General features: G+C 41.6%; 22 protein-coding genes and 1 tRNA gene. 15 read left to right on the top strand and 8 right to left on the bottom strand.

Going from position 1 to position 26868, the window contains the following annotated elements; all coding sequences use genetic code 11:
• Window positions 1–20 precede the first annotated feature (20 nt).
• The 5 genes from OGM63_RS00185 (at window position 21) to OGM63_RS00165 (ending at window position 8499) form a co-directional block, all read left to right on the top strand.
• On the top strand, window positions 21–1352 hold the full coding sequence (locus tag OGM63_RS00185; RefSeq protein ID WP_263743477.1) for a sensor histidine kinase: 1332 nt from the start codon (window positions 21–23) through the stop codon (window positions 1350–1352).
• A 27-nt stretch (window positions 1353–1379) separates the two neighbouring features.
• Window positions 1380–2051, top strand: a complete 672-nt coding sequence (gene phoU / locus OGM63_RS00180) for a phosphate signaling complex protein PhoU (RefSeq protein WP_263743476.1) — start codon at window positions 1380–1382, stop codon at window positions 2049–2051.
• Window positions 2052–2732: 681 nt separating this feature from the next.
• The gene (locus OGM63_RS00175) at window positions 2733–4955 is read left to right on the top strand and encodes a PhoX family protein (protein ID WP_263743475.1); all 2223 of its coding nucleotides are present in this window, start codon (window positions 2733–2735) and stop codon (window positions 4953–4955) included.
• Between the two features lie 424 nt (window positions 4956–5379).
• Window positions 5380–5991, top strand: coding sequence for a Crp/Fnr family transcriptional regulator (locus OGM63_RS00170; RefSeq protein WP_263743474.1), 612 nt, complete (start codon window positions 5380–5382; stop codon window positions 5989–5991).
• A gap of 759 nt (window positions 5992–6750) precedes the next feature.
• Window positions 6751–8499 carry an iron uptake porin gene (locus OGM63_RS00165; protein WP_263743473.1) on the top strand — a complete coding sequence of 583 codons (1749 nt, stop codon included), beginning with the start codon at window positions 6751–6753 and terminating at the stop codon, window positions 8497–8499.
• 157 nt (window positions 8500–8656) lie between these two features.
• Here the strand turns inward: OGM63_RS00165 and OGM63_RS00160 are convergent, their stop codons facing one another.
• Window positions 8657–8914, bottom strand: coding sequence for a hypothetical protein (locus tag OGM63_RS00160; RefSeq protein WP_263743472.1), 258 nt, complete (start codon window positions 8912–8914; stop codon window positions 8657–8659).
• Between the two features lie 49 nt (window positions 8915–8963).
• Here OGM63_RS00160 and OGM63_RS00155 point away from each other — a divergent pair, with 49 nt between their 5' ends.
• Window positions 8964–9578, top strand: coding sequence for a DUF3318 domain-containing protein (locus OGM63_RS00155; RefSeq protein ID WP_263743471.1), 615 nt, complete (start codon window positions 8964–8966; stop codon window positions 9576–9578).
• Window positions 9579–9723: 145 nt separating this feature from the next.
• Here the strand turns inward: OGM63_RS00155 and OGM63_RS00150 are convergent, their stop codons facing one another.
• From OGM63_RS00150 to OGM63_RS00130, 5 genes are all read right to left on the bottom strand, one after another.
• The gene (locus tag OGM63_RS00150) at window positions 9724–11220 is read right to left on the bottom strand and encodes a hydroxysqualene dehydroxylase (RefSeq protein ID WP_263743470.1); all 1497 of its coding nucleotides are present in this window, start codon (window positions 11218–11220) and stop codon (window positions 9724–9726) included.
• 580 nt (window positions 11221–11800) lie between these two features.
• On the bottom strand, window positions 11801–12010 hold the full coding sequence (locus OGM63_RS00145) for a hypothetical protein (protein WP_263743469.1): 210 nt from the start codon (window positions 12008–12010) through the stop codon (window positions 11801–11803).
• Window positions 12000–12440 carry a PIN domain-containing protein gene (locus tag OGM63_RS00140; protein ID WP_263743468.1) on the bottom strand — a complete coding sequence of 147 codons (441 nt, stop codon included), beginning with the start codon at window positions 12438–12440 and terminating at the stop codon, window positions 12000–12002. Before OGM63_RS00140 ends, OGM63_RS00145 begins: the two co-directional genes overlap by 11 nt.
• Window positions 12441–12515: 75 nt before the next feature.
• Window positions 12516–12588: transfer RNA gene (locus OGM63_RS00135), tRNA-Arg, on the bottom strand.
• Window positions 12589–12642: 54 nt separating this feature from the next.
• Entirely contained in the window at window positions 12643–13872 is a 1230-nt protein-coding gene (locus OGM63_RS00130; protein WP_263743467.1) for a M23 family metallopeptidase, read from the bottom strand.
• A gap of 496 nt (window positions 13873–14368) precedes the next feature.
• Between OGM63_RS00130 and OGM63_RS00125 the strand changes: the two genes are divergently transcribed.
• The 9 genes from OGM63_RS00125 to OGM63_RS00085 all read left to right on the top strand — a co-directional run bounded on the left by OGM63_RS00125 (window position 14369) and on the right by OGM63_RS00085 (window position 23892).
• Complete coding sequence (locus OGM63_RS00125) at window positions 14369–15028, top strand: ferritin-like domain-containing protein (RefSeq protein WP_263743466.1); 660 nt, start codon at window positions 14369–14371, stop codon at window positions 15026–15028.
• Between the two features lie 335 nt (window positions 15029–15363).
• Window positions 15364–15651, top strand: a complete 288-nt coding sequence (locus OGM63_RS00120) for a 2Fe-2S iron-sulfur cluster-binding protein (protein WP_263743465.1) — start codon at window positions 15364–15366, stop codon at window positions 15649–15651.
• 49 nt (window positions 15652–15700) lie between these two features.
• A complete protein-coding gene (locus OGM63_RS00115; RefSeq protein WP_263743464.1) occupies window positions 15701–15913 on the top strand; it encodes a hypothetical protein in 213 nt (70 codons plus the stop codon).
• Between the two features lie 426 nt (window positions 15914–16339).
• Window positions 16340–17092 carry a heme oxygenase-like domain-containing protein gene (locus OGM63_RS00110; protein ID WP_263743463.1) on the top strand — a complete coding sequence of 251 codons (753 nt, stop codon included), beginning with the start codon at window positions 16340–16342 and terminating at the stop codon, window positions 17090–17092.
• A gap of 7 nt (window positions 17093–17099) precedes the next feature.
• On the top strand, window positions 17100–18413 hold the full coding sequence (locus OGM63_RS00105; RefSeq protein ID WP_263743462.1) for an ATP-grasp domain-containing protein: 1314 nt from the start codon (window positions 17100–17102) through the stop codon (window positions 18411–18413).
• 161 nt (window positions 18414–18574) lie between these two features.
• Window positions 18575–19918, top strand: a complete 1344-nt coding sequence (locus OGM63_RS00100; RefSeq protein ID WP_263743461.1) for an ATP-grasp domain-containing protein — start codon at window positions 18575–18577, stop codon at window positions 19916–19918.
• 177 nt (window positions 19919–20095) lie between these two features.
• Window positions 20096–21313, top strand: coding sequence for an ATP-grasp domain-containing protein (locus OGM63_RS00095; protein ID WP_263743460.1), 1218 nt, complete (start codon window positions 20096–20098; stop codon window positions 21311–21313).
• Window positions 21314–21402: 89 nt separating this feature from the next.
• Window positions 21403–22644, top strand: a complete 1242-nt coding sequence (locus OGM63_RS00090; protein ID WP_263743459.1) for an MFS transporter — start codon at window positions 21403–21405, stop codon at window positions 22642–22644.
• 81 nt (window positions 22645–22725) lie between these two features.
• On the top strand, window positions 22726–23892 hold the full coding sequence (locus OGM63_RS00085; protein WP_263743458.1) for an LLM class flavin-dependent oxidoreductase: 1167 nt from the start codon (window positions 22726–22728) through the stop codon (window positions 23890–23892).
• Between the two features lie 38 nt (window positions 23893–23930).
• Here the strand turns inward: OGM63_RS00085 and OGM63_RS00080 are convergent, their stop codons facing one another.
• Both OGM63_RS00080 and trmFO read right to left on the bottom strand, forming a co-directional pair.
• Window positions 23931–25109: an RNA-guided endonuclease InsQ/TnpB family protein gene (locus OGM63_RS00080; protein WP_263743457.1), complete on the bottom strand. Its 1179-nt coding sequence runs from the start codon at window positions 25107–25109 to the stop codon at window positions 23931–23933.
• 343 nt (window positions 25110–25452) lie between these two features.
• Window positions 25453–26784 carry an FADH(2)-oxidizing methylenetetrahydrofolate--tRNA-(uracil(54)-C(5))-methyltransferase TrmFO gene (gene trmFO / locus OGM63_RS00075; RefSeq protein ID WP_263743456.1) on the bottom strand — a complete coding sequence of 444 codons (1332 nt, stop codon included), beginning with the start codon at window positions 26782–26784 and terminating at the stop codon, window positions 25453–25455.
• Window positions 26785–26868: the final 84 nt, after the last annotated feature.

Below are 26868 nucleotides of genomic sequence, written 5' to 3'. Positions count from 1 at the left end.
CAAGTAACTAAAAACTCGCGATGCTGGTATTGGTTTTTTTTCTGGGTTTAGCCATAGGCATTGGGTTTTGGATTTGGCAACAAATTCAACTAAATCGCTATTTGGGACGAGTCCTGCGACCTTTTGCCACCCACTCAACCAAGGTAATGCTACCGCTGATTCCTCGTTTACGGGCTGAAATTGCCTTGGTTGAGCAGCATCAGCAAAATTTACAGCAGTCGCTGCAAACTTATGAAAAAGTGCTGGATTTTGCACCAGTGGGATATTTGCAAGTTGATGAAGAAAATCAACTGCTGTGGTGCAATCATCAGGCAAGGGAGATATTGTATTTGCAAAGGTGGCAACCAGGACAGGTGCGCTTATTGCTAGAGCTGGTAAGATCCTATGAACTGGATCAGTTAATTGAGCAAACGCGCGATCGCTCTTCTTGCCAAATCAAAGAATGGGTGTTTCACCCCTCTTATGAGAGCGCCGCAGCCATATTAGAATTAAAATCACTCGCTTTGCGAGCATCCAGCTTGCCCTTACCCAATGGACAAGTGGGGGTATTTCTGGAAAATCGCCAACCACTGCTAGATATGAACGCAGCACGCGATCGCGCATTTTCCGATCTGGCACACGAACTGAGAACTCCCCTGACTTCCATTCGTCTGGTTGTAGAAACATTACAAAACCGCTTAGAATCACCTTTAAATCGTTGGGTTGACCGCTTAATGCAAGAAGTTGATCGACTAATCAACTTAGTGCATAGCTGGTTAGAACTGACCCAAATGGAAACGAACCCTGCAATTCAACTACATCCAGAAGTAGTAGAAGTGCGATCGCTAATTGCCTCTGTCTGGGCAACACTAGAACCCATAGCACAGCAACAGGAACTTACTATTGACTCTTCCGGACACGAAAAGCTGTGGATTAAAGCAGATAAATCGCGGATTTACCAAGTATTTCTCAATTTGCTCGATAACAGCATCAAATACAGTCCCCCTGGGACAAAAATTCACATTGAGGCGAAAATCATCCCGAAAAACAATAACTATAGTGACAATTCTTCTCCCCAATGTCTGGAAATCAATATAATAGATTCTGGATTTGGTTTTTCGGCAAGCGATTTGCCTTATGTTTTTGAGCGATTTTATCGGGGAGATACAGCTAGAAGTCGTGAATCACAATCATCTACAAATTCAAAAACGGGAATTGTTGGAACTGGTTTAGGTTTGGCGATCGTGAAACAAATCATCCAGGCACACGGAGGTTCAATTAAAGCCATGAATCATCCCCAAACAAAAGGTGCATGGCTGCAAGTCGTATTTCCAGAAATAGTGGCAAACTCACATTGCCAAAACTATAGTTAAACAATATCTTCATGTTTGAGACCAAAAATGACCAAAGCAGTCCTTGATAGTCCCAATCCTGAAAGACCGCAGCTAGCACGCGCTATGAGACGTTTAGAACGGGATGTATTATGTATGGGTGCTTTGGTCGAACAATCATTTCGGCTCAGTCACCAAGCTTTAATTGCCCGGAATTTAACCGCAGCTGCGGAACTCCCCCGATTAGAAAAAAAAATTGACCGCTTTTATAAACAAATAGAATCAGATTGTACGGCGATTATGACGCTGCAAGCACCTACTGCTAAAGATTTGCGCTCTTTGAGTGCTATTATGCAACTGGTGCGCGACCTAGAACGCATCGGCGATTATGCTGAGGATCTAGCTGAAATTGCGATCAAAATCTTTCCTTATCCGCCTCATCATACTTTACCAGAAATTGCCCTCATGTTTCACCACGCCCAGGCAATGCTAGCTACTAGTTTGGTGGCTTTGGCAGATTTGGATGAAGTCAGTGGACGCAACATCAAACGTTTAGATGATGCTGTAGATAATGCCTACGATCGCGTTTATCAAACTTTAGCTTACCAACGAGATGTCCCCGGTGTCGTTGAACCAATTGTTTTGCTAGCTTTAGCAATTCGTTGTCTCGAACGTATGGCAGATCATGCCACTAACATCGGTCAACGAGTAGCATACATCGTTACCGGTCAACGCGGTTAATTCAGAACGGGTAACGGTGAATTAAACATTAGGATGTAGAGACGTAGCACTCTTTACGTCTGTTGATTAGACGTAGCACTCTTTACGTCTGTTGATTAGACGTTCCACGCTTTACGTCTGTTGATTAGACATCTCCAGAAAACAATGTAGAGACGCGAAATTTCGCGTCTCTACAAGGATTCTGGTTAACGCATAATTAATTTCCAACAGATGTCTATTAGACGTTCCACGCTTTACGTCTGTTGATTAGACGTAGCACTGCTACGTCTAATCAAGGGTTTAGGACAACGCATAATTAATTTGTGGAGATGTCTATTACCCACTACTCAGAATTTTGAGAAATTTTGTAGTATTGGATACCGGTTTTCCAGAATTTTTTTGGTAATGTGTGACGAGAAATTAATGTTTAGTTAGAAAAACATACATGACGTTTAACTGTAAAAATTAAAGTAATAATCAGCTAAGAAAGAAAATTGATTTTTAGATTCCGGAGGCACAGGTATAGAAAAGGACATATTACGCAGATATTTTGGCTGAAGTAAATCAAATATTTGTTAAATAACATACATTTCACGAAAAGCTTACCTGTTCTTAATCTTTGACGTTTAAAGTAACCAAAGACCAAAGTGCTGAATGTTATCTCATATCTCACTGAAGTTTATGCTGTAATTGATAAAACTGATGAGTATCAAACGTCGGGAATTCTTGCTGTTATTGGGAGGAAGTGCAGGTGCAGTAGCACTTGGCTCCGTGGGTGGATGTGAAAAAAATACATTACAGCAAGCAGCTACCACGGTAAGTTCATTTTTATTTCAACCGGTAAAAGGTGCTATACCCTTAGAAACGGCTGGGTTAAAACCAGAACAGCAAAAAGAAATTTACAGCACCTATGAAGTAGTAGATGATTTAGTACTACCACAAGGTTTTCAATACCAAGTTATTGCAGCTTGGGGTGATAAAGTAGGTGATTCGCGGTTTGGTTACAACAACGATTATTTATCTTTTGTCCCGACATCTGAAAACGAAGGATATCTTTCAGTTAACTTTGAATATATCAGTGCGATCCCGTGGATGCAGACATATCAGCAAGTAATAGGGAAATCATTACCATTTGCAGAGGTAAAAACAGCACTGAAAAAGAATAGTAAAAATGAAATTAATGCCTATGCTTTGGCAGATAATGACCCAATCAAAGCGAAAATCAAGGAAATCTGTTCAGAAGCGCTTTTAGATCAAGGATTGGGGATTATCTCAATTCGGAAAACAGAGAAAGGTAAATGGGAAAGAACTAATTCTGCAAGCGATCGCCGAATTAGTGGAATTTCTGGGTTAGAAGACAAGCGTTATTTAAAAGCAACCGGTCCTGGGGTAGCGGTGTTTCGCAAAAAGCAAGGACAGGGATATATTGATAAATTAGGCGATCGCATCATCGGTTCTTTCGCTAACTGCGCTGGTGGAACAACACCTTGGGGTACAGTATTGAGTGCAGAAGAAAACTTTCAATCACAAGTACCAGAACCAGTATATGCTGATGGAACGTCCTTAGACCCAAGTAAAAGACCTTTTGCTTTGAGTGATGAAGGACTTGAAGGACAAGGTAACGTTTTCGGATTAGCGGGAAATAAATATGGTTGGATTGTAGAAGTCGATCCAGCAAAAGAGAATGATTACGGGACAAAACACACTTGGTTAGGACGATATCATCACGAAGCGGTTGGTGTGCGGGTTGAAATCGGCAAACAACTAGCATTTTATTCTGGATGCGATCGCAGGGGAGGACATATATATAAATTTGTGAGTAGCGATCGCGTCACCAACCCCAAAGATAAAGCTAATTCCCAACTGTTGCAAAAAGGAATGCTTTATGCTGCCAAATTTAACCCTGATGGTACCGGTCGCTGGATTCCCCTAAAAGCAGACACACCCGTAGATCCAGATGTTCCTAAGCTAATCGGTGGAAACCTCATCCGCTTACCAAAAGGTGCGACAAAAAGCAAAGCCGGTTTTCAACCTTTACCAGAACCAATTGAAGGATTTAATCTAAAAATCACCAAAGACGAAGAGATTACCCAGTTTAAACAAAACTACAAAAAATTAGGCGACCTTTACACAGGTAATACTGAAGAACAGCAAGGTGCAATTTTAATTGACGCACATTATGCCGCAAATGCAGCCGGTGCGACCTGTACAGCACGTCCAGAAGATACGGAAATTGCTCCTAACGGCGATTTATATATTAGCTTTACCTCTGGTTCTTCCGATAAAGAGGGTGGTTCAGATATCAGAATTTTCAAAAGTCCTAAAGGTGAAGCACCCTATGAATATGGCTGGGTGATGCGTTTAACTGAAGATAACAACGAACCCGCAGCCGATAAATTTAAATGGGAAATGTTAGCAACAGGAGGGGAACCCGCAGCAGGTGGTATGGGTTTTGCCAATCCAGATAATTTGCTTTTAGATCGTAGCGGAAATGTCTGGATGGTAACAGATGTATCGAGTGGTAGTATGAATAGCGCCATCACAAGTCGCATTAATGACCAAGGTAAACCTGCTAACATATCCGGTTTGTTTGGTAATAACGCTATCTGGTTTATTCCCACCAGTGGTAAAGAAGCAGGTAAAGCTTTTCTATTTGGTATAGGACCTATGGAATGCGAAACCACAGGTCCCTGCTTCACTCAAGACGAGCAAACAATGTTCCTCTCAGTCCAGCATCCAGGTGAAACCAACGGCACCCGTAAAAACCAAGCTTTACTAAGCAGAGAAATTTTAATTACCACTACCACAGGTGAGGAATTTATGCAAACTCGCCAAGTTCCCATTGGTTCTAATTGGCCCAGCAAAACTCCCAATTCTCCACCGAAACCAGCAGTTGTTGCTATTACTAAATCTTCGCCTACTTGACAATAATTTTTAATAGCAGTAGGCTAATCATAATTTCATCAAAGAATTCTTATCCAAACCATTATCAAATTTTAAGCGGCATCTATATATAAAATTCCCATGACAATATATGCTAATCCCATGTAATAACTTCTAAAAGCTACCATGCGATCCTAATAACGCTTCCTCAGGCGGTTTTACCAGCTCAAATTATTAGTTGAATAATTTTCACACACTATTTGGCAATCTAATTTTAGACTAGCCTATGATTCAAATAATTTGAATCTACCTTAAAGCGGTTTTTCTCAGAAAACATCTATCCTTTGACTGAAATTTTGGGTGATGAGTGTTCTAGCCACCAAATGCCTTGTATAGATTGGGTTTTGTTCATCCTCTGATAATTTTTTAATCTTCTAAACAACTTCTATTAAGCGAGATAACTTCCATGACATATTCGTCAATTAATACACCAAATCCTATATCTAACAATCCCTTAAATATTGCAAATGAGCAACTGCCCCAGAGGTTATTTAACCGTCGAGAAATAATTCCCCAACGGAATGATGTACTTTGGCGCATTCAGCGGGGAACAATTCGTACCTTAACATGGAGTGAAGATGGAACATTTATCACTCTGGGTTATTGGGGACCAGGGGATTTAGTTGGTTATCCTTTATCCACAGTCAAACCTTACCAAATTGAATGTTTGACAAGTGTAGAGGTAAGCGTTATTCCACCTCACCTTTGGCATCAAGATTTGAATGCTTTATTATCCCACATTCAACAAGCAGAGGAATTACTAAGTATAGTACATCGTAAGCCAATTTATCTACGTTTGTGGCAATTTTTGGTATGGTTGAGTGAAAAATTTGGTCGTGAGGTCGAACAAGGCAAACTAATTGACTTGAATGTTACCCACCAAGAAATTGCCGAAGTTTTAAATACAACACGGGTGACAGTAACACGGCTGCTACAGCAGTTTGAGGAACAAGGAAAAATGTTACGCTACAAACGCAGGATTGTTCTATGTTTTCCCAATCAAGGGGCAAAAAAATAGTGTAATTATGTGTCGTAGCTGACTTGTGTGTGGTATCGACACTCTGGTTTAATAAATAATGAAAGTTTCTAGGTGAGGGCTTACGCAAGACTAGATGAAATAATTACTCTGTGTTTCACGGAAGTTTGAAGTGCCGAAAGTATCTCGGAATTATCTGTGGTCTGGAGGAGTTAGTTTGATGATGATTTGACGTAAGTCCTAATTTATGAAAAAAAGTCTGAAATAGGAGCGTGAAAAGTTAGATTCGCTGACAACTTATGGTAAGTCACCGAATCTGAAGACCATATTAGCGATCGCTTACTTGAGAGCAAGTTGTGAAATATTTTGTTGATTAATCTAGTTACTATACTTGACAATACAGACAACCTGAATATAGGAAGTTATCGCTCCCATAAATATCCTCTGACGGGAACTATTGACGGGAACTAGAAAAAGACTATTGAAAATGCTTCAATTTCAGTGAATGAGCAAAATCGGTGTAGAGCAATTGCGCTATCATTCAAAAATTTTCAGATCGAGACGCTTGTTGGCATTGTTGTTAAATATTAATTTGACCTAAACTTAACCTCAGAACAATTATCGGCGATTAGCTTAGTTAAAAGGAGACTTTCAACTTGTTGAGTGAAGCCGTCAACAATATTACTCAGAAATTACCTATATCAAAGTGAATATTAATCATATTATCTGGTATAATTACTGTAATATGATTATCGAAATTTATTCGATTAAATCAAATAGGTGTGAGTGAAAGTAAAAAAAATGAAAAAACCTCTGTGGAACGTTTTTAAACTAAGTCCATTAGTTGCGGCTGCCTCATTTTTAGCGGCAAACAGCGTCCTAGCAGCAGAAGTCAAAGCAGAAGTTAAAGAAGAGACAACTTCTGTTTCCCAATTGTCCCAAGAGTCTAACAACATCGGTCAGGTAACATCAGTATCTCAGTTTTCTGATGTGCAGCCTACAGATTGGGCATTCCAAGCATTACAATCTCTGGTTGAGCGCTATGGCTGTATCGCTGGATACCCAAACGGCACTTATCGCGGCAACCGTGCATTAACTCGTTATGAATTTGCGGCTGGTTTGAATGCTTGTTTAGACCGCGTTAACGAATTGATTGCCACAGCTACCGCTGACTTGGTGACAAAAGAAGACTTAGCGACCTTACAGCGCTTGCAAGAAGAGTTTTCCGCTGAATTGGCAACTCTGCGTGGTCGTGTAGATGGACTAGAAGCGAGAACCGCTGAGTTAGAGGCAAATCAATTCTCAACTACCACTAAATTAGTTGGAGAAGCGATTTTCGTTTTGTCTGAGCCTTTCGGTAATAACCCAGCAATCAGCGCTGCTACACTCAGAGCGAATCCGAACGCACCAAGCCGGAACTTAGATGCCAACACGACTTTCTCTGAGCGGATTCGTTTGAACTTGCTTTCCAGTTTCACTGGAAAAGACCAGTTACAAATTCGTTTGCAAGCAGGAAATATCATTGCCAACAACAATGGTAGTCTTGGTAACGCTTCAACGGGTACTGCTATGTCCCGTTTAATATTTGAGAACGACACTGGTAACAATCTCCAGGCAGAGAAAATCAACTATGCTTTCAACCTAACTGACGCAGTACGTGTCAAGGTTGATGCAAACAATGGTGAATTTTGGGAAAACATCAATAACTTCAGCCCCTACTTTTCCAGCACTAGTAAGGGTGCTATCTCCCGCTATGGTCGCTTCAGCCCCATCTACCGTCAAGGTCAGGGTGGTGCAGGTGCAACTATAACTCTTAACCCCAAGGGAGCTATAAGTGCCTCTGTTGGTTATCTAGCTGGTGGACGTACTAATACAGCTAGCAGTCCTTTGGATAGAAATGGTTTTTTTGATGGTAACTATGCGGCTCTAGCTCAGGTAGCTTTCCAACCGACTCCAAGGTTCAATATCGGTTTAACTTACGCACGTACTTATCAAAATGCTACTACTACTGTTAATGGTGTGACTAGTGGTAGTGGCATCAGCTTGTTTGAATTTACAGGCAGCAGCATTGCGAACCAACCCTTTGGTAATGTTGCCACCACAGCTAATCATTACGGTGTAGAAGCAGCTTTTAAACTGACCCCGAAGTTGCTACTTAATGGTTGGTATGGTTACACTGATGCTGAAGCGCAGAGCAGTGCTAACTCAACCGTCAGCGGTGTTCCTATAAACGTTAGAAGCGGTGATAGTGCAACATTAAACTACTGGGGTGCTAGCTTCGGTTTGCAAGATTTTGGTTCAAAGGGTAGCGTCCTTGGTTTGATCTTTGGTCAACCACCCAAAACTGCCAGCAATGATGCCAATGTGATTTCTAATGGTAGAGGGCTAAGAGATACAAATACCTCTTACCATTTAGAAGGTCTTTACAAGTTGCAACTTAATGACAATATTTCGATTACTCCCGGTTTATTGGTGATTTTCACTCCTGAGCATAATGATAGGAATGACACCATTTATGTAGGTACAATGCGTACCACTTTCAGTTTTTAAATTTGGTATTAGCGAAAGAGCGATCGCACATGTGTAAATCGCCCTCAGACTGTAAGTCTGGGGCTATACAAACAAAGCCCGCGTAGGCGGGCTTTCATAGTAAGGTAAATTTATATTAGCCCGCTTGTAGGCGGGCTTTTGTTTGTTGAAAAATTGGTTATGTGGGATGATTATCTTGTTTGGATAAATCAGTTGGAGGGCGATCGCTACTCCAAGCCCACCAGACACAACCGCAGTTACAATTATAAAATTCTTGCCATTTGCGACGACGTTCTTCTGTAATTACAGGCGATCGCCGATTAAGCCAAACTTTTTCGGCATCATTACTACTTGCCTTGCAGTTAGGACAGCAAAACTTATGAGCATGAATTGCCTGATTTGTCCATTCAGGTGGGATAGGAATAAAAGCTTCCATGTAGCAAAAATTCTAATTTCATTGCTCATTATGCCTAATAATATTAATCATGGAGCCTAATGTTGAAATTCGTCGTTTGTTAGATGTGATGCCTGCTTCTGGTCGAATGACGGTGAAACTCGTCAGCAAACCAGAACAGTCAAAAGTGATTGATGCTTCTTTTCCCTTACCCTGGAGTCAGGAGCGACCAACATATATTAACTTTGATTTGTGGCGTCGCCTAAAGCCACCGCAACGCGATTTACTGTTGTTGCGGACAATAAGCTGGTTGACCGGGGTAAAGTGGTTTAAAGCCGATATTTATCAAGGTGTGGTATTAGCGGGTATTTTCGGCGGATTTATCGAATCAGCCCAACAAGATGCGGTAGGTGTAGTTGTCGCTGGGGGATTAAGTGCGATCGCCTTAATTCGCATTTGGCGCACTAATACTTCCCAAGAATTAGAATTAAATGCTGATACAGCCGCAATTAGAATCGCACTGAGTCGGGGTTACTCAGAAACTGAAGCCGCAGAACATCTGTTAACTGCAATTGAGACGGTTGCCAAAATAGAAGGACGTTCCGGTTTAAATTTTAGCGAGTTAATTCGCTGCCAAAACTTACGAGCGATCGCTGGTTTGTCTGCGATCGGTGTACCTGAAAGTTACAAAAATAATCCGATGTAATTTTCTTTCGTTGCACAATTAGAGAAACGAACCGCACTCGTACACCAAGGAAGCCAAGGAGCAAGAGGAAAAGAGAGTTTTTGCGTTCATTCCTACTGCGAGTGCGCCTCTGCTACGAGTGCGTGAGATAATCTTTTAATTCCCATCACGGCAACCAAAAATCAGGCAAAATAGACTTACCCAAATCACGCACAATCTTATTAACACCTCTAGCAACTTGAATATGTGCTTCATCCGCTTCTACAGGTAAAATTTCCGCAGGTTTACCCTGTTTTAAATAATCAACTACCAAATTCGCCGCTTCTAAACCAGTCACATAAGCCTTTTCTTGCGACCATGAACCGTGACGGTTAACAATCCAATCACCGCTCATAAATACATTATCAAAACTTGTCGAAGCTGGCAACATATAGCGATAGCTACCAGGTGCAAAGTGAGATACAGCATTTGCTAAACGAATCACACTACTATCAATCACTTTCGCTTGCCTAAATTCCGGAATGCAAGTTGCTAAATCACGCTTAACTCTCTGCACAATCTCTTCATCACTTAAATTCAAAAATTGATTCGCATGATAAAAATCTGCTTCAATAACTGTCCCAGGTTCATTTTTATATTCGTCATGTAATTCATTCAAATTAAAAAATGTCCATCCAGTAGTTGCATCAAATCCAAAACAAGCATTAGAAGGACGCGGAATCTCAATTTTCCGGTCAAACCATAACCGAGTTGCTAAAACATCAATTGCCCCTAAATTGCTCAAATTTCTAAATTCTTGACGGCTTTGTAAGCTAGGGCTATTTGATACGATTTTCTTCATCCCCGTGATCCCAACGGCAAAAATTACCGCATCAGCATCAAACACTTCATCACCGCAGACAACACCTGTTGCCCGATTATTATCAACTCTTATGTCAGTAACTCGGCGATTTGCTAACCCCTTGGCACCAGCTTTTTCAATTTTTTCTACCCAAGGACGAAATATTTTTTCTCCCACAGTTCCGCGACACCAAACTACATCAAAATCTGCTTGATGGGCGAGAATAAAAAAGTACAACATTCCCAAAGTTGCAGCGGCAGAACATTGTTCCCCAGGAGCGAATAAACCTACCAACAACATCGGTTCAAAAGAATCACGATAAAGCCGCGCTGAAACACCAAAATCTTTAAATAATTCCCGCGCTGTCACAAAGTCATAACGTCGCCAAGCTTCATCGGAATTATCAAAATCAATTAAAGCATAAAGTAAAGGTAAAGCGCTGATTCGGTCTATTAACGGTAAACGTTTAAATTGTGTATATAAAAATGTTCCTAGAGGTGTAGGAAGTCGCGGTAAATCCTGAAAAATCGGCGATTCAACTTCTAAACCAAAAGGCGAATATTGAGATGAACGAGTCCAAGTTGTAAAGGGATTTATTGCCAGTTCATTAATAAGAGAAAATATATTTCTGTAAGGATACCAAAAGCCGTGAACACCCGCTTCTACAGATTGTCCTTTTGTTGTTTTCCAACCTGCCACCAGTCCCCCAGGATTAGCACCTGCTTCAAGAAGCGTCACATCGTAACCTTGTTTGGCTAAGTGGTAAGTTGCACCTAAACCAGCCCAACCTGCACCTACAACTACCACCCGTTTTTGTGTCATCAGATTCTCCTGTTTTCTAGTCCATGCACAAATTGATCGGAAGTTGTAATTTTAACACTTCGTAAGGGTTTTATTGAAGGTTCCACACCCATTCTTTAAAATACGTAAAAAATAAACTAAAAAACAAAAGTTTTTGTTCCAGCAATTTTTGCTAAGAAGAAAATTTAATCATTATTGTGGATTATAAAAATCTAAATATATTGTTTAACTAAGTTATTTTACTCAAGAAACTACCTAATTTTAAATGCTATAGTTATGCCGATTCAAATAGCTAATAAGTAACAAAATTTAAATTTATGAGAGTAAATAATAATTGGAAGGTAAAACTAGAAAAAATTATTGCCGGAGAGATTCAAATTAAATTTTATAATGTTGATTCTATAAAACGGCAGATTAATAACCTTGATGATATCAAGAAGGAAATTTCTCAAATTCAAGGTGAGATAGACTCTAAGCTGAGAAAGTTAGGGTTTACAAAATTTTTGAATAAAACACTATCCAATTATTGAAAAATTGTTTTACCTGTAAGCTAGAGCCAAAAACAGTAGAAGGTTTATTATCTATATTTGGCGATAAAATTTTATTTATAATCTTGAAAAGCTTTTATTTTGCCATAAAGACTAGCAACGGTCTCTTTCTCAAACATTTGCTCTTTCAATTTGAGATAATCACCGTCACCTAGTTGACAAGCTGCCCAAAATTTCAATACTTTAGATGGCTCTAAGTGCGTCATCAAAACTTGCATTGCTTCTTGTAAAACTTGTTGTTCGTTAATAACTTTAATTGTCATCTTCCATCTCTAAAATAAATTCTGTGGGATTGATAACTTTAAGTGCTAATCCACGACAGCGATTAATTAGTCTTTGATCGCAAGTTATGAAATAATCACTGTTAGATGCTTCTGCACAGGCTACGTGGAGAGCATCAATTGCTTTTACTTTTTGTTGCTCTAGTTGTTCGCCTCTTTCCCTTATGCCTTCGTTGACCTCTTGTTTCATTGTAGCCATTTGTAGGTATCTTTCCATTGTCTGCTGATTGACAAAAAAAGAGTTGCGGCTATTTTCATATTCTAAAACCGAGGAACTAACTAATTCAATTAATTTTGCTTCGACCAATTGTAAAATTAAGATGACTGCTTGTGTTTCCAAAAATATTTTTGGCTGTGTTTGGTCATCAAAAGGGCGGTTATAAATACTTGTGTCTAGATAAACCCTGGTCATCTTGAAATTATCCCGCTCCATTTGGTCTCATGAGCGTTTGTCAAGACTATCATTTACAATATATTAATCCAAAAACGAGCGCGGAGGGATTTGAACCCCCGACCCACAGAACCGGAATCTGTTGCTCTATCCACTGAGCTACGCGCCCATATTCTTCTCTAGAATAACACACAGGCGCGATTTACATCAACAAAAACTCGCACTAAGAAAGAAAATTTGCGGGATCTACGGGTGTACCGGATGAACGGACTTCAAAGTGGAGGTGAGGACCGGTAGATAAACCGGTGGAACCAACTGCGGCGATCGCTTGTCCTCGCTGCACTGTTTGCCCTTCGGAAACGAACAATTGGCTGGTATGACCGTACAATGTAGTAATGCCTTTGCCGTGGTCGATAATGAGTGCGTTGCCATAACCACCATACCACCCAGCCATAATCACCGTTCCCGAATCTGCGGCGCGAATTGTACTGCCATAGCTAGCGGCAAAGTCTAAACCTGCATGAAAGCGCCGATATCCTAAAACAGGATGCATTCGCCAACCAAAAGAACTGCTAGTAGAAGCATCGCTAGGATATGCCATTATACCAGTTCCGCGCAGAATGATGCTGTTACGGCTATTAGTTTTATTTTGCGCTTCGGCGACTTTTTGTTGAATTAAAACACTTATTGCTTCAGAATCTTTGTCAAGCTGGTTTTGCGCTGCTTCTAAAGCTAGGCGATCGCTATTTAAGCGTAGAATTAAATCTGACTGTAACTCTGCTTGTCCTTGATAATCGGCTTTTTGCGCTAACAGCTGCTGACGAATCAAAGCAATCTCATTTTTTTGCTCTTCTACATCGGTTTTCTGCTTCTTTATCTGGTTTGCTTGTTGAGTGAGTTTTGCTAAAATTTTCTGGTCAGCTTGATAAACTAACCTTAATTGCCGACGACGGTCAAGAAAATCGCTGAGATTTTGACTTTGTAGTAAAACTGCCCATCCAACAGATGCTGGGGAACGTTGGAGAAAGCGCAATCTCCCAATTGTCGCTATTTGTCTATCTTGGTAGTTCTGTTGAGCTATACCTAAATCAGCTTGTAATTGTTGAAGACCTTCAGTTGCAACTTTTAACCGGAATTCGCTGTCAGTAATGTGACTGTCAGTAGTTTGCAGATTTTTTTCTAAACCAGTTAAGCGATGTTGGGCTTCTTGCTGAAGATTTGTTAAGCGATCGCGTTCTTTGACAACATTTTGACGCTGTTGTTTAACTTGTTGCTGCTGAATACGCAAAGTGTTAATTGTGTTTGCAGTTCGCGTTGCATATACTGGCATTAATGTCAAGAATACAGACAAAATGCCGCAAAATACCAGAATTTTTGGAAGCGATCGCGCTGTCATGTTGTTTTGATAATCACAAACACCATGAAGATTATTCCCAAAATCGGATTCACTCACTCAAAAGCCGTATTTATCAATTTTGTCTGCCTTGTAACATAAGGATGACAACTATTTGACATTCTCAGCGCTGAAGCGACTGAGATTCTTAAATAGCCTATTACGGCGTTGCATATTGTCGCTTGGGATTTGACAATACACGTCGATAAATTTGACATATTGTAGAGACGAAGCATGTGGAACATCTTTACGATTCATCCTAAAATTATGCAACGCCTCAAAAAGACTATCAACCTAGCAAAAAATAAACACAAAGTGAGCGGTGATTGACCTGGAAAGTGAATAGTTAGTTGAGACAAACTACGACTATTGGTTGTGAACAAGCTACTCCGAATGTACACGAATTATAAGAAACACATCTCATAATCCTTACTGTATAAGGATTTTATCATAGTGTATTTCTTTGATATTTAACTTGCGGGGCATCGCAAGTTAAGCGTGGTGCAAGGTGTGAGTACAAAAAACAACCATAACATCACGTAGGAGAGACTAACTCATGGACGATCGCGCTTTAACTAAAAAATCTTCTCGCCGAAACATATTCTCGCGCCGTGATATTATAATCAGCGGGGGAGTTATTGGTGTAGCGAGTGCATTGGGTTTACCGCTGATTGCTGAGAAAGCAGATGCTCAACCAGCAAAAAATATGCGGGATGATGTAAAAATTCTTAACAATGCTCTTTACTACGAACACCAGGCAATTTGGGCTTATAGTTTTGCCGCTGGTAAGTTAACTAATACCGATGTTGGCAAAGCCGTTTTAGCTCTTGCTTTACGCAACCAAGCCGATCATAAAAAACATCGGGATGCTTTAGCAGCCGCTATCAGTAGTATGGGCGGAACTCCGGTAAAAGCAGAATCGAAATATGATGTTTCATCCTACATCAAAAAGGGTGAGGGAAACGTCGATAGTGATGTGAATATCGCCAAATTAGCACTCGCTTTGGAAACAGATGCAGCGATCGCCTACACTCAAGAAATCGCCAAGCTGAAAACCCCAAAATTGATTACTGTTGGGGCAAGTATTGGCGCAACTGAGTCTGCACACGCTGCGGCTATTCGTGCGACTTTCAAAGCACTGGGCGTAGATTTGGAAATCGTGCCCGCATCTTTTGTCAGTATGGAAACTCGCGATGCTTGGGTGCTAAAAGTTTAACTCACATCTTGCACCAAGAAAATATGCCGACTTACTTATTTCACCACAGAGTACCCTCTGGGGTGATGCCAAAACCTGAAACTGTATTCCAGGATATAGATGTAATCAAGTGCTACAAATAATTCAAACACAGAGAATGCACAAGTTGATTTCAATGAAACTATATATAAACGTGGAGGTAAAACGGAATATTTTTACACCTGCGAAATGAGCACCAGGGCAAGACAAACTATATTTATTGGTTATGAAAACCATAGTTGGTATTATCAAACTCCAACTAATGTGCAACCAAATCGGTTTTGCCCTCATCTGAACAACAAGCAACAAAAAGATGTATGCCAAATGTATTAATTAAGCCTTCTGGTGAATTAATCGAGCTACCTCGGAACTCAGTCCTGACTATTTTGGAAGAAGTCAATGAAACTATTATTCCTTTTGGCTGTCGCGCTGGAGCCTGTGGCGTATGCGTTATTGAAGTACTGGAAGGCATACCAAATCTTACTGATGCCAATTATATAGAACGGGGATTCTTGACCACCTTAGGTTATCCCGAAGAGCGCTATCGACTTGCCTGTCAATGTCGTTTACAAGGCGATGTCACGATTCGACAAATTGGCAGCTAGACTGTTTGATTCACCTCTAATACCGTCAATCACTAACACTAAATCAAACATGAACCTTTGTTCCAACACAGAATTAGACAGTAGCAGACCTTTTTTAGAAACAATAGAATCTGCAAATTTGCGTGAGCAAATCGATGCCTTCATCGAACCAAACATTGATAGAAGTAGCCACAATGTTTCTGATGCAATACCCTTTGAAGGCGAACAAGCCAATGAGTGGTGTTATCATCTGGAACAAAAACACGCAAGTGCCGATATTTAGTGACCCTAGAACGGTTACTGCTCTGCCATATTGGCTCGAACAGCTACTTACAATGAAAGAGCCTAGTCACGCTGATTTGACAGTCAAGCAAATTTTTTATCAGGGACTAGTAGTGCGTCAAGGACTAATTGACGGATAAATTTTCTGATTTAGACGGCGATTTATCGTGTCTCTCTAACTAGATAAACAATTACCAAAACCTAGATTTTATCCCAACTAATCTTTTAACACCCTCTTTTTCCTCAGTCTATAAGATTGGAGCTAGACAAACAAAGTCTGCGTTGAGTGGGGCTAAAAAATAAAGGGGATTAAAAACTGGATTTGGTATCAATTAGCCCTGGGAATGCTATTTCGTGTCTAAATTTTAGACTTTTGACTAATTTTTTCCCATTCTCACTAACGTCAACCACTAACAGGAGACTAAACATGAATCGTTGTCAAAATACTGGCTTAGTTCGTAAAAAACCTTTCTTAAATCCAGTCGGATCTATTAATCTGCGTCAGGAAATTGATGCTTTCCTCGATCGGCAAATTGAGAAATGGCAACAAACAATTCCTTTTGCTAACCACTTTGAAGACGAACAAGTAAATCAACGGTATTATCAACGCCACTTGATTGAAACTGTCTGGCGTATTCGCCTTTTACGGGTAGTTGAATCCAAAGCCATAGCGGAAATCGCCAAACAAAGTCCAGAAGCCGCGCAGATTTGGGCAAACTACGAAATGGAAGAAATGTTGCATGATGAGCTGTTTATCCAGGACTTGGAGAAAGCTGGTGTATCCCGTGAAGATTTGCTGAATACTGAACCCTACCTATCTACCAAATTATTAGTTGGTTTCTTCTCTTATCTATTGGATCACGAAGGTTCCCTTGGTGTTTTGGCTTATTCCTATCTCGTGGAATATGTCAACGTCAAAATGGAGCCGAAAAAAATTGATGCCATGAAAAAATCCATTGGTGAGAACCAAATTGGCGGTCAAATTGCTCATTCTTATACCGATACTAATGATGACCATCCAGGTGAGGTATGGAATGCCATTCGTTACATCATCAAGAACGAGCAAGACATTGCCAACCTGAAGAAATACCTGGAAGAACAACAGGAAATCCTGGCTATGTACTTCCGTGAAATTTATGCAGATATCGTTGAGTCGGCTCCCAAAGAATTAGTAGCATAAGGAAATTATGAGCAAAACAGGTGTCTTATTGCTAAGTCACTGCGGTTACTCCTTTATCGAAGAGGTGATTAGCAATGCTGCGACACGCGGGTTAGAGAGTTTTGTACTCTCTTCCCTTCCTCTGTCGGCTAATAACCACCGGATTCAAGAATTGCAGGAAAAAAGTGCGTGGTTTGCGCTTTCGCAAACCCATGCACTAACATGGCAAGATGTGGAGCAAGTAATGCAAGAATTAGCAGTACAGGGTTACCACATAGTCTGTTGCCTAAGTGTTTGGGAAGGGTATCGCACCCTCATGGCAAAAGCCAATCAAATTTTAGGTATTGCTGATATGGAACCAGCTCAAGTCGAACTGCTGTTGAATAAATATGAATTACGGCAGCAGTTACATCAAGTAGGTCTCAGTCAAGTTGATTGTGTATTACTTGACGAACATACATGGGCAAACTTGCAAGCTTCATCTAAACCTGCTTTTGTTAAACCAGTGACAGGTATTGCTTCCTACGGCACTTTTCCCTTAACCGCAGATAAAAGCTGGCAAGATATCGAAAAGATTCAAAGCGAGATAGCAACCGACTTGACATACCGTTCCATATTTTCTGCCAATCGCGGTTTTATGGCAGAAGATTACATTGCTGGACAGGAGTTTAGCTTTGAGATTATTGCTGTTGATGGGGAGATGTTCGTCGTTGCCATTCATGAAAAAGTGGAGATAGACGAATCTGGGAGTGCGGTTTTGGAAAATGCCTGTGTTACACCACCCATTCACTTGGATGAGGTGCAGCTACAGAAAGCCAGAGCTTGGACTGCCCAAATTTTCCAAGAGTTGCAGTTGCAATGGGGTTGCTATCATCTGGAGGCACGATGTTACAACGATCGCTGGGAAGTAATTGAAATCAATCCTCGAGTTGGAGGTGCGTTAATCTCACCCAGTGTCAGTATATTGACCCAGGGGGTCAGCATGACCCAATTATGGCTGGATAATCTGCTGTATCAGAAACCAGAGGAAAAGCTACAGCAAAAAGCTCGACTGGCAAACTTTGACCTGGGTACTGAAACTTATCAACCAAGTGCAATGAGCAGTTATTTTCGGGTTTATTTTGCCAAACCAGGTCGGATTAGTGCGATTAAACAAGTGAACTGCTGCCTCGAACCGGATTTAGTCCAGGTGTCTTTAAAGACAGGTACAGAGGTGGTAGAGATGGCACGAGAAGTGTTTCTCGGACAGGTTTTATGGGCTATCCCCCAAAACAAAACAAATGAACTGCTCCCAAAATTAATCATCGAATCTCGAAATGCCATTCAAGTGGATTACGAGTAATACCACAATTGGCAACTTACCATTAGACATCGACCGCTTATTATGCATTGCCCGAAACCCTTGTAGAGACGCAATAACCGCTACGTCTCTACGTCTTTTCTACGATGTTTGTCTATTTGAGATTGCCGGGATGAAATTACCGCAAAAACAATATAGTGACTATGACACAAAGTTCCGATTCTTTTTTGCTGATTATTGATTACAACCTCAGCCGCATTGATGATGTGGTTGCTATGCGACGGTATGCTTATGAGCGTTATGGTATCAAAACACTTCTGCTGCGTGCCAATCCAGAACCGCATGATTATGCGATCGCTGACCTTGTATTAGCGCTAGATCCCCGTAGCTCAGACTTTGTTACTACTGGTCTTAAGGCACTGGCTCCCTTTCTTAAACAGTTGCGGGGTGGTTTGGTATTCTCCGACAATGCAGTTCAAAGTGGTGCCCAGTTATTAGAACAGTTGAACTTGCCTGTAGATGATGCCACTTTGGCAGGGGGGGCTTTTTCCAAAATTCTTTATCGTCAGATCGAAGCTGAATATCGGTCAATATTAGAACCTCAAGACATGTTTATTCCTGCCCATACCACTATCCATAACGCTGACGAGTTAATAGAATTTGTGCGTCGCTACCCTGGTGGTGTTGTATTAAAACCAGCCTGTGAAGGAAATAACCGGGGAGTAGTATTTCTAAATGCCAACGCAGACTTGCGGCAAGCTTTGCAAGAAGTTGAGCCTTATTTCTCTGATGGCATTATCTGCGAACAGGTAATTCCATTGCAGCAGGAGTATTCCTTTGATGGGCTGGGACACTTGTGCTTTACTACAGAAAAATGCACTGCTAGTGGTCGTTACCCGGTAGAAACTGGTCAGATTTTACCAGCTAGACTGAGCCAAACTCAAGAGCATTTACTGACTCGAGTTGGGAAGCTAGCTAATCTGCTGGTAGGGCAGTGTCATGGACCTTTCCATAATGAAATCAAGATTGACACAGATGCTACTCAAGCTGCTGTTGTGGAACCCAACCGTCGTCCTGCTGGTATGAAAATTTGGTCGCTTGCCGAACGGGTGTACGGTTTGAATTTTTATCATCTTTGGGTTGATAGAGCATTAGGTCAACCCTTGCCGAAGCAATTACCTGCTCCCCAAGGAATTGCAGCTACAATCATGCTTGGCTCTGCCCATGACGGTTATCTCGACTTAGCAGCAGATGAATATGAACCAGAACGTCTGTTTAAAAAGGCTTTAGATTTATACAACAAAGCTGGAATTAACCACGAGCTGGAGTGGTTTGGTTTCACGCTTCTGCCGAGTCTAGGAAACTGGGTGAGAGCCATTCCCAAGGATAATGGTGATTTTATCGCAATGGTTTGTGTTTACAGTCCTAACGCCGAGCTAGATATTTTAGCCCTGAAGACTGCCATTAGTGATTGTTGGAAGCAGGTTATAGCTCCCTACTTGTATCAAGAAAAAAAACAAGATGTTTTTAGCTGTTTAAGCAAGTAGGACTAACGCATTGACAGGTAAACCAAATTGTGCGTAATTCTATCTTGAAAATCCTGAGATCTTAATGATCTAGCATAATTTACTGAGTACTGACTTATCACTAAAAGCATAAGTACTTGTACTTTTCATGCTTTCGTTATTTCCTGCTTATGTTGTAAGTAAAACCGAGGAAAAAGAATGAAAATTTTGATTTTACACCGCATTCCCTATCACAAAATTGATTACCATCATGGCATAGATCATAACCGTCACAAAGTTACTTATGTTGGTACTGAAACAGCGCTGACTAATATTCCTGATTTTTTGAACTGTAGAAAGTTGATACGTCCTGGGGTTGCTAAAACCGGAGATGAAGTGATTGCGTTGATGGAACAACAGCAGTTGCAGTTTGAGCGAGTTATATCATTATCTGAATACGAATTACTCGATGCTGCTCAAATCCGAGAACATTTTGGTATCCCAGGAGCTACCCTAGCGCAAGTAGAAAAAGTCCGCAACAAAGTCATCATGAAAGCGATGGTAGCAGCAGAAGGAATTCGCGTGCCGAAATTTTTGTGTCTATCACAATTGGAACAACTTCCAAAGTGGCACGACCAGGTAGTACTCAAACCAATTGATGGTGCATCCAGCGAAAATGTGAAAGTATTTCCTTCTGTTAACTCATTGCTTTTAGCTTTACATGTGCGAAATACCGGAATTGATTTGTTGGATCGGGAAAACCCCAATTTGGCACAGTTTGAAGTGGAAGAATTTATCCAAGGACCTATCATCCATTTCGATGGTTTGGTGCAGGATGGGAAAGTTAAAGTTGTACTTGCCAGTCAATATGTAGGTGACTGTCTGGGATATGCTAATGGTAAGCCTTTGGGGTCTGTCCAAATTGATATCAGCACCGAAGACAAAGCATGGGTCAGTCGAGTTTTGAGTGCAGTTGAACTCACCCACGGCAGCTTCCACTTAGAAGCGATCGCTACTGACAGCGGTTTGGTGTTTTTAGAGGTTGCTAACCGAGTGGGTGGTGCTGATGTAGTTGATACTTTTAATTTAGCTACAGGCATTCATCTGCCTTCAGCAGAACTAAAAATATGTTTGGGTGAGCAGTTTCAGTTGCCAGAAACGTCTAATACAGGGAAAAAATTTGGTTGGTATGTTTTTCCTGGGCATCATTATCAAGCAGATTACTGTCGCATCTTTGGACATGAGAGCTTTCACAATCATCCCTATGTAATACGCTGGCAACAACTGTCTACAGAGCAAAAGTTGCCCAAGCACATTAGCTACCAAGCAATTGAAATTCCACTGGCTGGTGTTGTAGGTAGTAACAGCAGCGAGTCGTTACAGGCTTTTCTAGAAGAACTGTTTGCTCAAGTCAATATTGAACCAATCAAGAGTTGAGTGTAAGCCTTGGAGGTGAATGCTTGCAAGGCTTCACCGCTCTTGTTAACAGCTTTTATTGATCAGTAATTACGACAGACAGGCAAATTGTGACTAATCTCAAAATTATCCAGTTTCTAGTGTCACGTTTTTGTTCCGCTTTGGGTGACCAGTTTTTATTGTTCGCGGTTCCATTAATCATTTATAAAAGCACTCAAAATGTTTCTCTGGTTGGGTTGGCTTTTTTTATTGAATGGACTCCGCGAGTGCTTTCTCTCCCCATTGCTGGAGCTTTTAGCGATCGCTTGGGTGGCAAAAAAGTTTATTTACTCGCCGATTTTGTGCGGATGACAATTTGTTTGTTGGGTTTCTTGTTGATAAAGCTATTTCCCGACAACATATTCGTCATCGTCAGTCTGGTGATGAGTATTTGTGCGTTTTTTTATGCACAAGCCTTTATTGCAATGGAATCCACCGTTCCAAAACTGGTAAGTAAGGCAGATTTACCCAAAGCACAAAGTATCCTTCAAGGGATTGATCAAACTTCTGCCATTCTTGGTCCTGCGCTAGCTGCGATGTTGGCACTGTATCTAAAAAACCAAGAATTTTTATTGGTTGCCGCAGGTGTATTCGCTTTAGGTTTTCTAGGAGTCTTATTGTTAGGTTCAGCCTTAAAAGTACAGATTGTTAAGCCAAGTCAAAAGCAGATTTGGCGTGATATTGTCCAAGGGGCTAAGGTACTGCTAGACTATCCCAACCTGCTGACCTTAACGGCACTCAGCATTCTAGTTAACCTGATTATTGGCATAGCGCTAGCAACTGGTGCGCCATTAATCACTGGTACTTTTAATAAGCCTGACAGTTACTTTGCCATTTTAAATACCACTGCGGGTGTGCTAGGGGTAGTCTCCTTTTTGCTCATGCCTAAATTAACTAAGCACTTTAGCGTGTTCAGCTTGGGTATTACTGCTTACCTTGCCGTCTTGTGTGGAGGTATGTTAATGGGTCTTGCTAATAATTTCTATCTATTTGTGCTGGGCTACGCATTAGCCTCCGGTTCTACTGGTTTATTTAATGTATATATCCGCACCGAGCGGGTTCAATGGATTCCTAGCCATCATCTAGGCAAAACCATAGGATTAATTGTGCTGTTAAACCAACTAAGCCTGCCATTAGCAGGTATCTTGGTAGCCTTAGGTTCTGGTCGTCTGGGAACCAAATCCTTGTTTATTTTGAGTAGCCTAGTAGCCGCAGCGTATATTGCCTGGATCTACAAACGTTTGAAAGCTCAATCGAAAACTAATAGACCTGTGAGCATAAATCAAAAATTAAGAACCCCACCCCGCATTTGAGTAAAGCAAACGCTCCCCTCTCCGCTTGCCGGGAGGGGGGGAGTGGGAATGAGTGCTCATAGGTCTTTCTAGCCGGGGGAGATGTCAACAATCCACAATCGTAAACCAATTACCCAAGGTGTCATAATTATGTTTAATCAATTGGAATTTCATTGGGCATTACCCCTTGAAGCAGCAAAGAAAAACGAAGCCCAGGCAGATAGTTCCGGTGGAATTAACCTTGAGGCTCTTCTGGAGTTTGTCAGTTGCGCTGACAAACTCCAGATTGAGTCTTTGTTAACACCGTTTGGTTTTCATATGCCTGATCCTATAGGGCTTTTAGGAAGGCTATCAGCGCATACCGAGCGAGTCGCATTCATGCTGGCTTACCGATCAGGTCTGATGTCGCCAACGCTTTTTGTGCAGCAAGTTAATACGCTTTCGCATCTTTTGAATGGTCGGATCAGTCTCAACATGATCTGTGGATTTTCTCCAGTTGAGCAAGCGTATTACGGGGACTTCCTTTCGCATGATGAGCGGTTCGAGCGAGCAGGGGAGTATCTTGATATTTGCTCGGCTCTTTGGAATGGGACAAGCCCATTGAATTATGCAGGTAAGCATTATCAACTCAAAGACGCTCAGTTAAACACCAAGTTTACTTCGCTTCGTCTGGGGGTTCGCCAGCCCAAGATTTATCTGAGCGGTAATTCAAAGATCGCCAATCATACGGCATCTGAGCATGCACAGTGTTGGCTGAGGTACGGCGATACGCCTGAAAAAATTGCAGCAAGTCACAGTTCGATCGCTCAAACTGACCACGTAGGAAGGATTCGTACAGGACTTCGGATGTCGGTCATCGCGCGTAAAACACGTGAGGAGTCCATTGAAGCAGCTTTCCGGGTTGTAGAAAATCCGGATCTCAAGTGGAAGGACTTTATTAGAACTGTGGTTGAGAAGTCAGATTCGGTTGCGATTAAGTCCACTTATGAATTAGCCCAAAAAGCAGACTCAGAGTGGCTCGGACCCAATCTCTGGAGTGGGGCAGTGCCTTACCGTGGAGGACCAGCATTGGCACTGGTAGGAAGTTTCGACGAGGTAGCAAACGAGCTCATGCGTTACAAATTTGCAGGTGTTAACGAATTTATCTTGTCGGGTTGGCCAACGCTTGCTGAGATGCAGGGCTTTTGTCAAAACGTCCTCCCTCGCGTCCGTGCTATGGAGCAACTTGAGTCTTCAGTTGAAGTTCAGAAGTTGGGTATGAGGCATTGATTGACACTCCCCAGCCATAAATGGCGGGGATTCTAGTATCACTGACGTTCTTTGCTATGCTGTGTCTTTCGACCAACAGAAGTAGGGAGAACATCTCCACTAGCGTTACTTTGGGATTGCCCATCCCTAGCGTTTGCACGACTTAAAATTACTTTGGCGGCGTTAATGTCTCGTTGCTCAACATGTCCGCAGTGTGGACAGGAGTGAGTGCGGGTACTTAGAGATTTCTGTACCTTAGCTCCGCAATTACTGCATTCCTGACTGGTGAAGTGTGGGGGAACCGCAATTATTTTCCGTCCAAACTTCTCCCCAAAGTATTCGAGCCATCGACGGAAGTTATACCAAGAAGCGTCCGTTATGCTCTTGGCTAGCTTATGGTTTTTCACCATGCCTTTTACATTTAAATCTTCCAAGACTACCATTACGTTAGCTAGGCATAAGTTACGTGCAAGTCTCTTTGCATGTTCATCCCTCTGTCTTGTTATTCTCAAATGTTTACGGGCATAACCTATGCGCATTTTTCTTCTGCCAGATGATCCCTTCTTTTTCTTGTAAATCTTACGTTGCACCCGCTTGATATCTTTTTCGGCTTTGCGTAGATATCGCGGGTTTTCTTCATGGTTGCCGTTGCTGTCGGAATAAAAGTGTTCCAATCCCATATCAATGCCAACTTCAGAGGCAGTGCTGGATGCGTCTTGCTGATTATCAACTTTGACACAAAATTGGATATAGCAGCCATCGGCTCTACGCACAATCCGAACCCGCTTAATTAGCTCAACTGGATATTGATGAATGTCCCATTTGCCTAATAGCTTAAGTTCGCCGATGCCTTTCTTGTCCGTGAAAGTGATACGGCGCTTTGACGGGTGTAGCTTCCAGCCTGATACCTTGTACTCGACAGAACGGCTATGTTTTTTGAACTGTGGATAACCTTTCTTACCTGGCTTATTTTTCTTGCAGTTATCAAAAAAACGGTTAATAGCTCGCTCTACATTTTCAACGGATGCTTGACAAGCGTGGCTGTTTAAATCATTGACAAACTTGAATTCTGACCTTAATTGAGTGTTGTACTGGTACAGTTCTTTCTTGCCTACACCGCGATTATCCATCCAGTAACGCAACACCTTATTTCTAACGAATTGACTTGTCCGAATAGCTTCATCTATCGCTGTTGCTTGACTTTTCTTAACAACAGCTTTGTATTCCAGCACCATCACTCTTGCACCACCTCCTTTTCTTTTGCTATACTATCTTTAGTATATACACAATATCTAATTATGGCAACTAAAAAAAGATTAAAAAATGTCCCAGTTTTACACATGGAGGTAAAACAAAGACATCAAATAGTGGTAACTCCTACCACTTGGGAAAACATGAAAAGCGAAGCAAACAGTAGAGGTATTAGCATTAGTGAATTAATAGAAGAATTTGGACAGCGACTAAAGTCGCCTCCGACTTATCCCCATGCCTGAAGTCAGGGGCTTGCGTCTCGTTTTTTGGTCAAGAGACATGTAACTAGTGTTGTTCATGCGATCGCCAACCGCAAAGGGAGCAACGCCATTAAAGACTATCCCCAATGCCCGATAACTGATTAGCTTTCCAATCAGCCAAATCAGCTAAAGAGCGATCGCGATAACGTCCATAACGCTCCGGCTTACTCTTGATTTTTTCACCCAATACTGGTAAAATACCAAAATTAGGCGGCATTGGTTGAAAATGTTTCGGGGAAGCGGAACTAATAAACTCAAACAACGCACCCATCATCGTTGTATTGGGTAGCGTCAACGGTTCCTTACCCAAAGCTAACCGCGCTGCATTCGTTCCCGCTAGCCAACCACCCGCAGATGCTGCCGTATAGCCTTCAGTACCAATCAACTGCCCAGCGGCAAATAATGTCGGACGCTGCTTAAATTGTAAGTTAGCAAACATCAACTGGGGTGCATTGATAAAGGTGTTGCGGTGCATCACACCCAAACGCACAAACTCGGCATTTTCCAAACCCGGAATTAGCTGAAATACTCGCTTTTGTTCGCCCCAACGCAGATTTGTTTGAAATCCTACCATATTCCAAAGTTGACCGGCTTTATCTTCTTGCCGCAACTGCACCACACCGTAAGGACGTTCCCCAGTGCGACTATCTGACAATCCTACAGGCTTCACCGGACCGTAACGCATGGTATCTTCTCCGCGCTTTGCCTGTTCTTCAATGGGCAAACAAGCCTCGAAAAACTTCGCAGTTTCCCGGTCAAAGTCTTTTAATTCGGTTTGTTCAGCTTTGCGGAGTTCTTCCCAAAACCGCAAATACTGCTCTTTATTCATTGGGCAATTTAGATAAGCAGCTTCACCTTTGTCGTAGCGGGATGCCATAAAAGCAATATCGCGATTAATCGATTCTCCCACAACAATGGGGCTAGCGGCATCAAAAAAGCTGAGATATTCCATCCCACTAAAACGTCGCAAATCTTCCGCTAAGTCGGGACTGGTTAATGGACCTGTTGCTAAGACGACAATTCCCTCAGGAATCGCCGGTACTTCACCACGACGGAAATCAATTAAGGGATGTTTAGCTAAAGTTTCGGTTAAATCTTGGCTAAATTGCCCTCTATCTACAGCTAACGCTCCACCTGCGGGAACGGCGTGTTCATCAGCTTTGGAAATGACGATAGAATTCAGTTGACGCAATTCTTCATGCAAAAGACCGGCAGCGCGATCGCTTGCCATTGCCCCAAAGGAATTACTACACACCAACTCTGCTAAATGTTCTGTATGATGTGCCGGACTAAAGCGTTTTGGTCGCATTTCCCAAAAAATCACTGGTACTCCCGCAGACGCTATTTGCCACGCTGCCTCTGTTCCCGCTAATCCACCTCCAATCACTTGTATCGGTTCCATAGTTAAAGATAAATTGCTAGAAGTGTATGTATATGAATAATAAATTATTTTTTATAGGGCAAGCATTTTGGCTGAAAAGGATAG

Source organism: Plectonema radiosum NIES-515 (genome assembly GCF_025753815.1).
In the GTDB taxonomy this organism is placed as follows: domain Bacteria; phylum Cyanobacteriota; class Cyanobacteriia; order Cyanobacteriales; family Nostocaceae; genus Hassallia; species Hassallia radiosum_A.
The sequence above is the reverse complement of the archived record's forward strand: the minus strand, read 5'-3'. Positions and strand labels throughout refer to the sequence as shown.

Excerpts from the sequence above, each read along its gene's own strand:
- OGM63_RS00165 (WP_263743473.1), top strand. The coding sequence starts at position 6,751 with ATGAAAAAACCTCTGTGGAACGTTTTTAAACTAAGTCCATTAGTTGCG.
- OGM63_RS00105 (WP_263743462.1), top strand. The coding sequence starts at position 17,100 with ATGAGCAAAACAGGTGTCTTATTGCTAAGTCACTGCGGTTACTCCTTT.
- OGM63_RS00175 (WP_263743475.1), top strand. The coding sequence starts at position 2,733 with ATGAGTATCAAACGTCGGGAATTCTTGCTGTTATTGGGAGGAAGTGCA.
- OGM63_RS00155 (WP_263743471.1), top strand. The coding sequence starts at position 8,964 with ATGGAGCCTAATGTTGAAATTCGTCGTTTGTTAGATGTGATGCCTGCT.
- OGM63_RS00115 (WP_263743464.1), top strand. The coding sequence starts at position 15,701 with ATGAACCTTTGTTCCAACACAGAATTAGACAGTAGCAGACCTTTTTTA.
- OGM63_RS00085 (WP_263743458.1), top strand. The coding sequence starts at position 22,726 with ATGTCAACAATCCACAATCGTAAACCAATTACCCAAGGTGTCATAATT.
- OGM63_RS00095 (WP_263743460.1), top strand. The coding sequence starts at position 20,096 with ATGAAAATTTTGATTTTACACCGCATTCCCTATCACAAAATTGATTAC.
- OGM63_RS00185 (WP_263743477.1), top strand. The coding sequence starts at position 21 with ATGCTGGTATTGGTTTTTTTTCTGGGTTTAGCCATAGGCATTGGGTTT.
- OGM63_RS00160 (WP_263743472.1), bottom strand. The coding sequence starts at position 8,914 with ATGGAAGCTTTTATTCCTATCCCACCTGAATGGACAAATCAGGCAATT.
- OGM63_RS00100 (WP_263743461.1), top strand. The coding sequence starts at position 18,575 with ATGACACAAAGTTCCGATTCTTTTTTGCTGATTATTGATTACAACCTC.
- OGM63_RS00110 (WP_263743463.1), top strand. The coding sequence starts at position 16,340 with ATGAATCGTTGTCAAAATACTGGCTTAGTTCGTAAAAAACCTTTCTTA.
- OGM63_RS00170 (WP_263743474.1), top strand. The coding sequence starts at position 5,380 with ATGACATATTCGTCAATTAATACACCAAATCCTATATCTAACAATCCC.
- OGM63_RS00120 (WP_263743465.1), top strand. The coding sequence starts at position 15,364 with ATGCCAAATGTATTAATTAAGCCTTCTGGTGAATTAATCGAGCTACCT.
- OGM63_RS00125 (WP_263743466.1), top strand. The coding sequence starts at position 14,369 with ATGGACGATCGCGCTTTAACTAAAAAATCTTCTCGCCGAAACATATTC.
- OGM63_RS00140 (WP_263743468.1), bottom strand. The coding sequence starts at position 12,440 with ATGACCAGGGTTTATCTAGACACAAGTATTTATAACCGCCCTTTTGAT.
- trmFO (WP_263743456.1), bottom strand. The coding sequence starts at position 26,784 with ATGGAACCGATACAAGTGATTGGAGGTGGATTAGCGGGAACAGAGGCA.
- OGM63_RS00150 (WP_263743470.1), bottom strand. The coding sequence starts at position 11,220 with ATGACACAAAAACGGGTGGTAGTTGTAGGTGCAGGTTGGGCTGGTTTA.
- OGM63_RS00145 (WP_263743469.1), bottom strand. The coding sequence starts at position 12,010 with ATGACAATTAAAGTTATTAACGAACAACAAGTTTTACAAGAAGCAATG.
- phoU (WP_263743476.1), top strand. The coding sequence starts at position 1,380 with ATGACCAAAGCAGTCCTTGATAGTCCCAATCCTGAAAGACCGCAGCTA.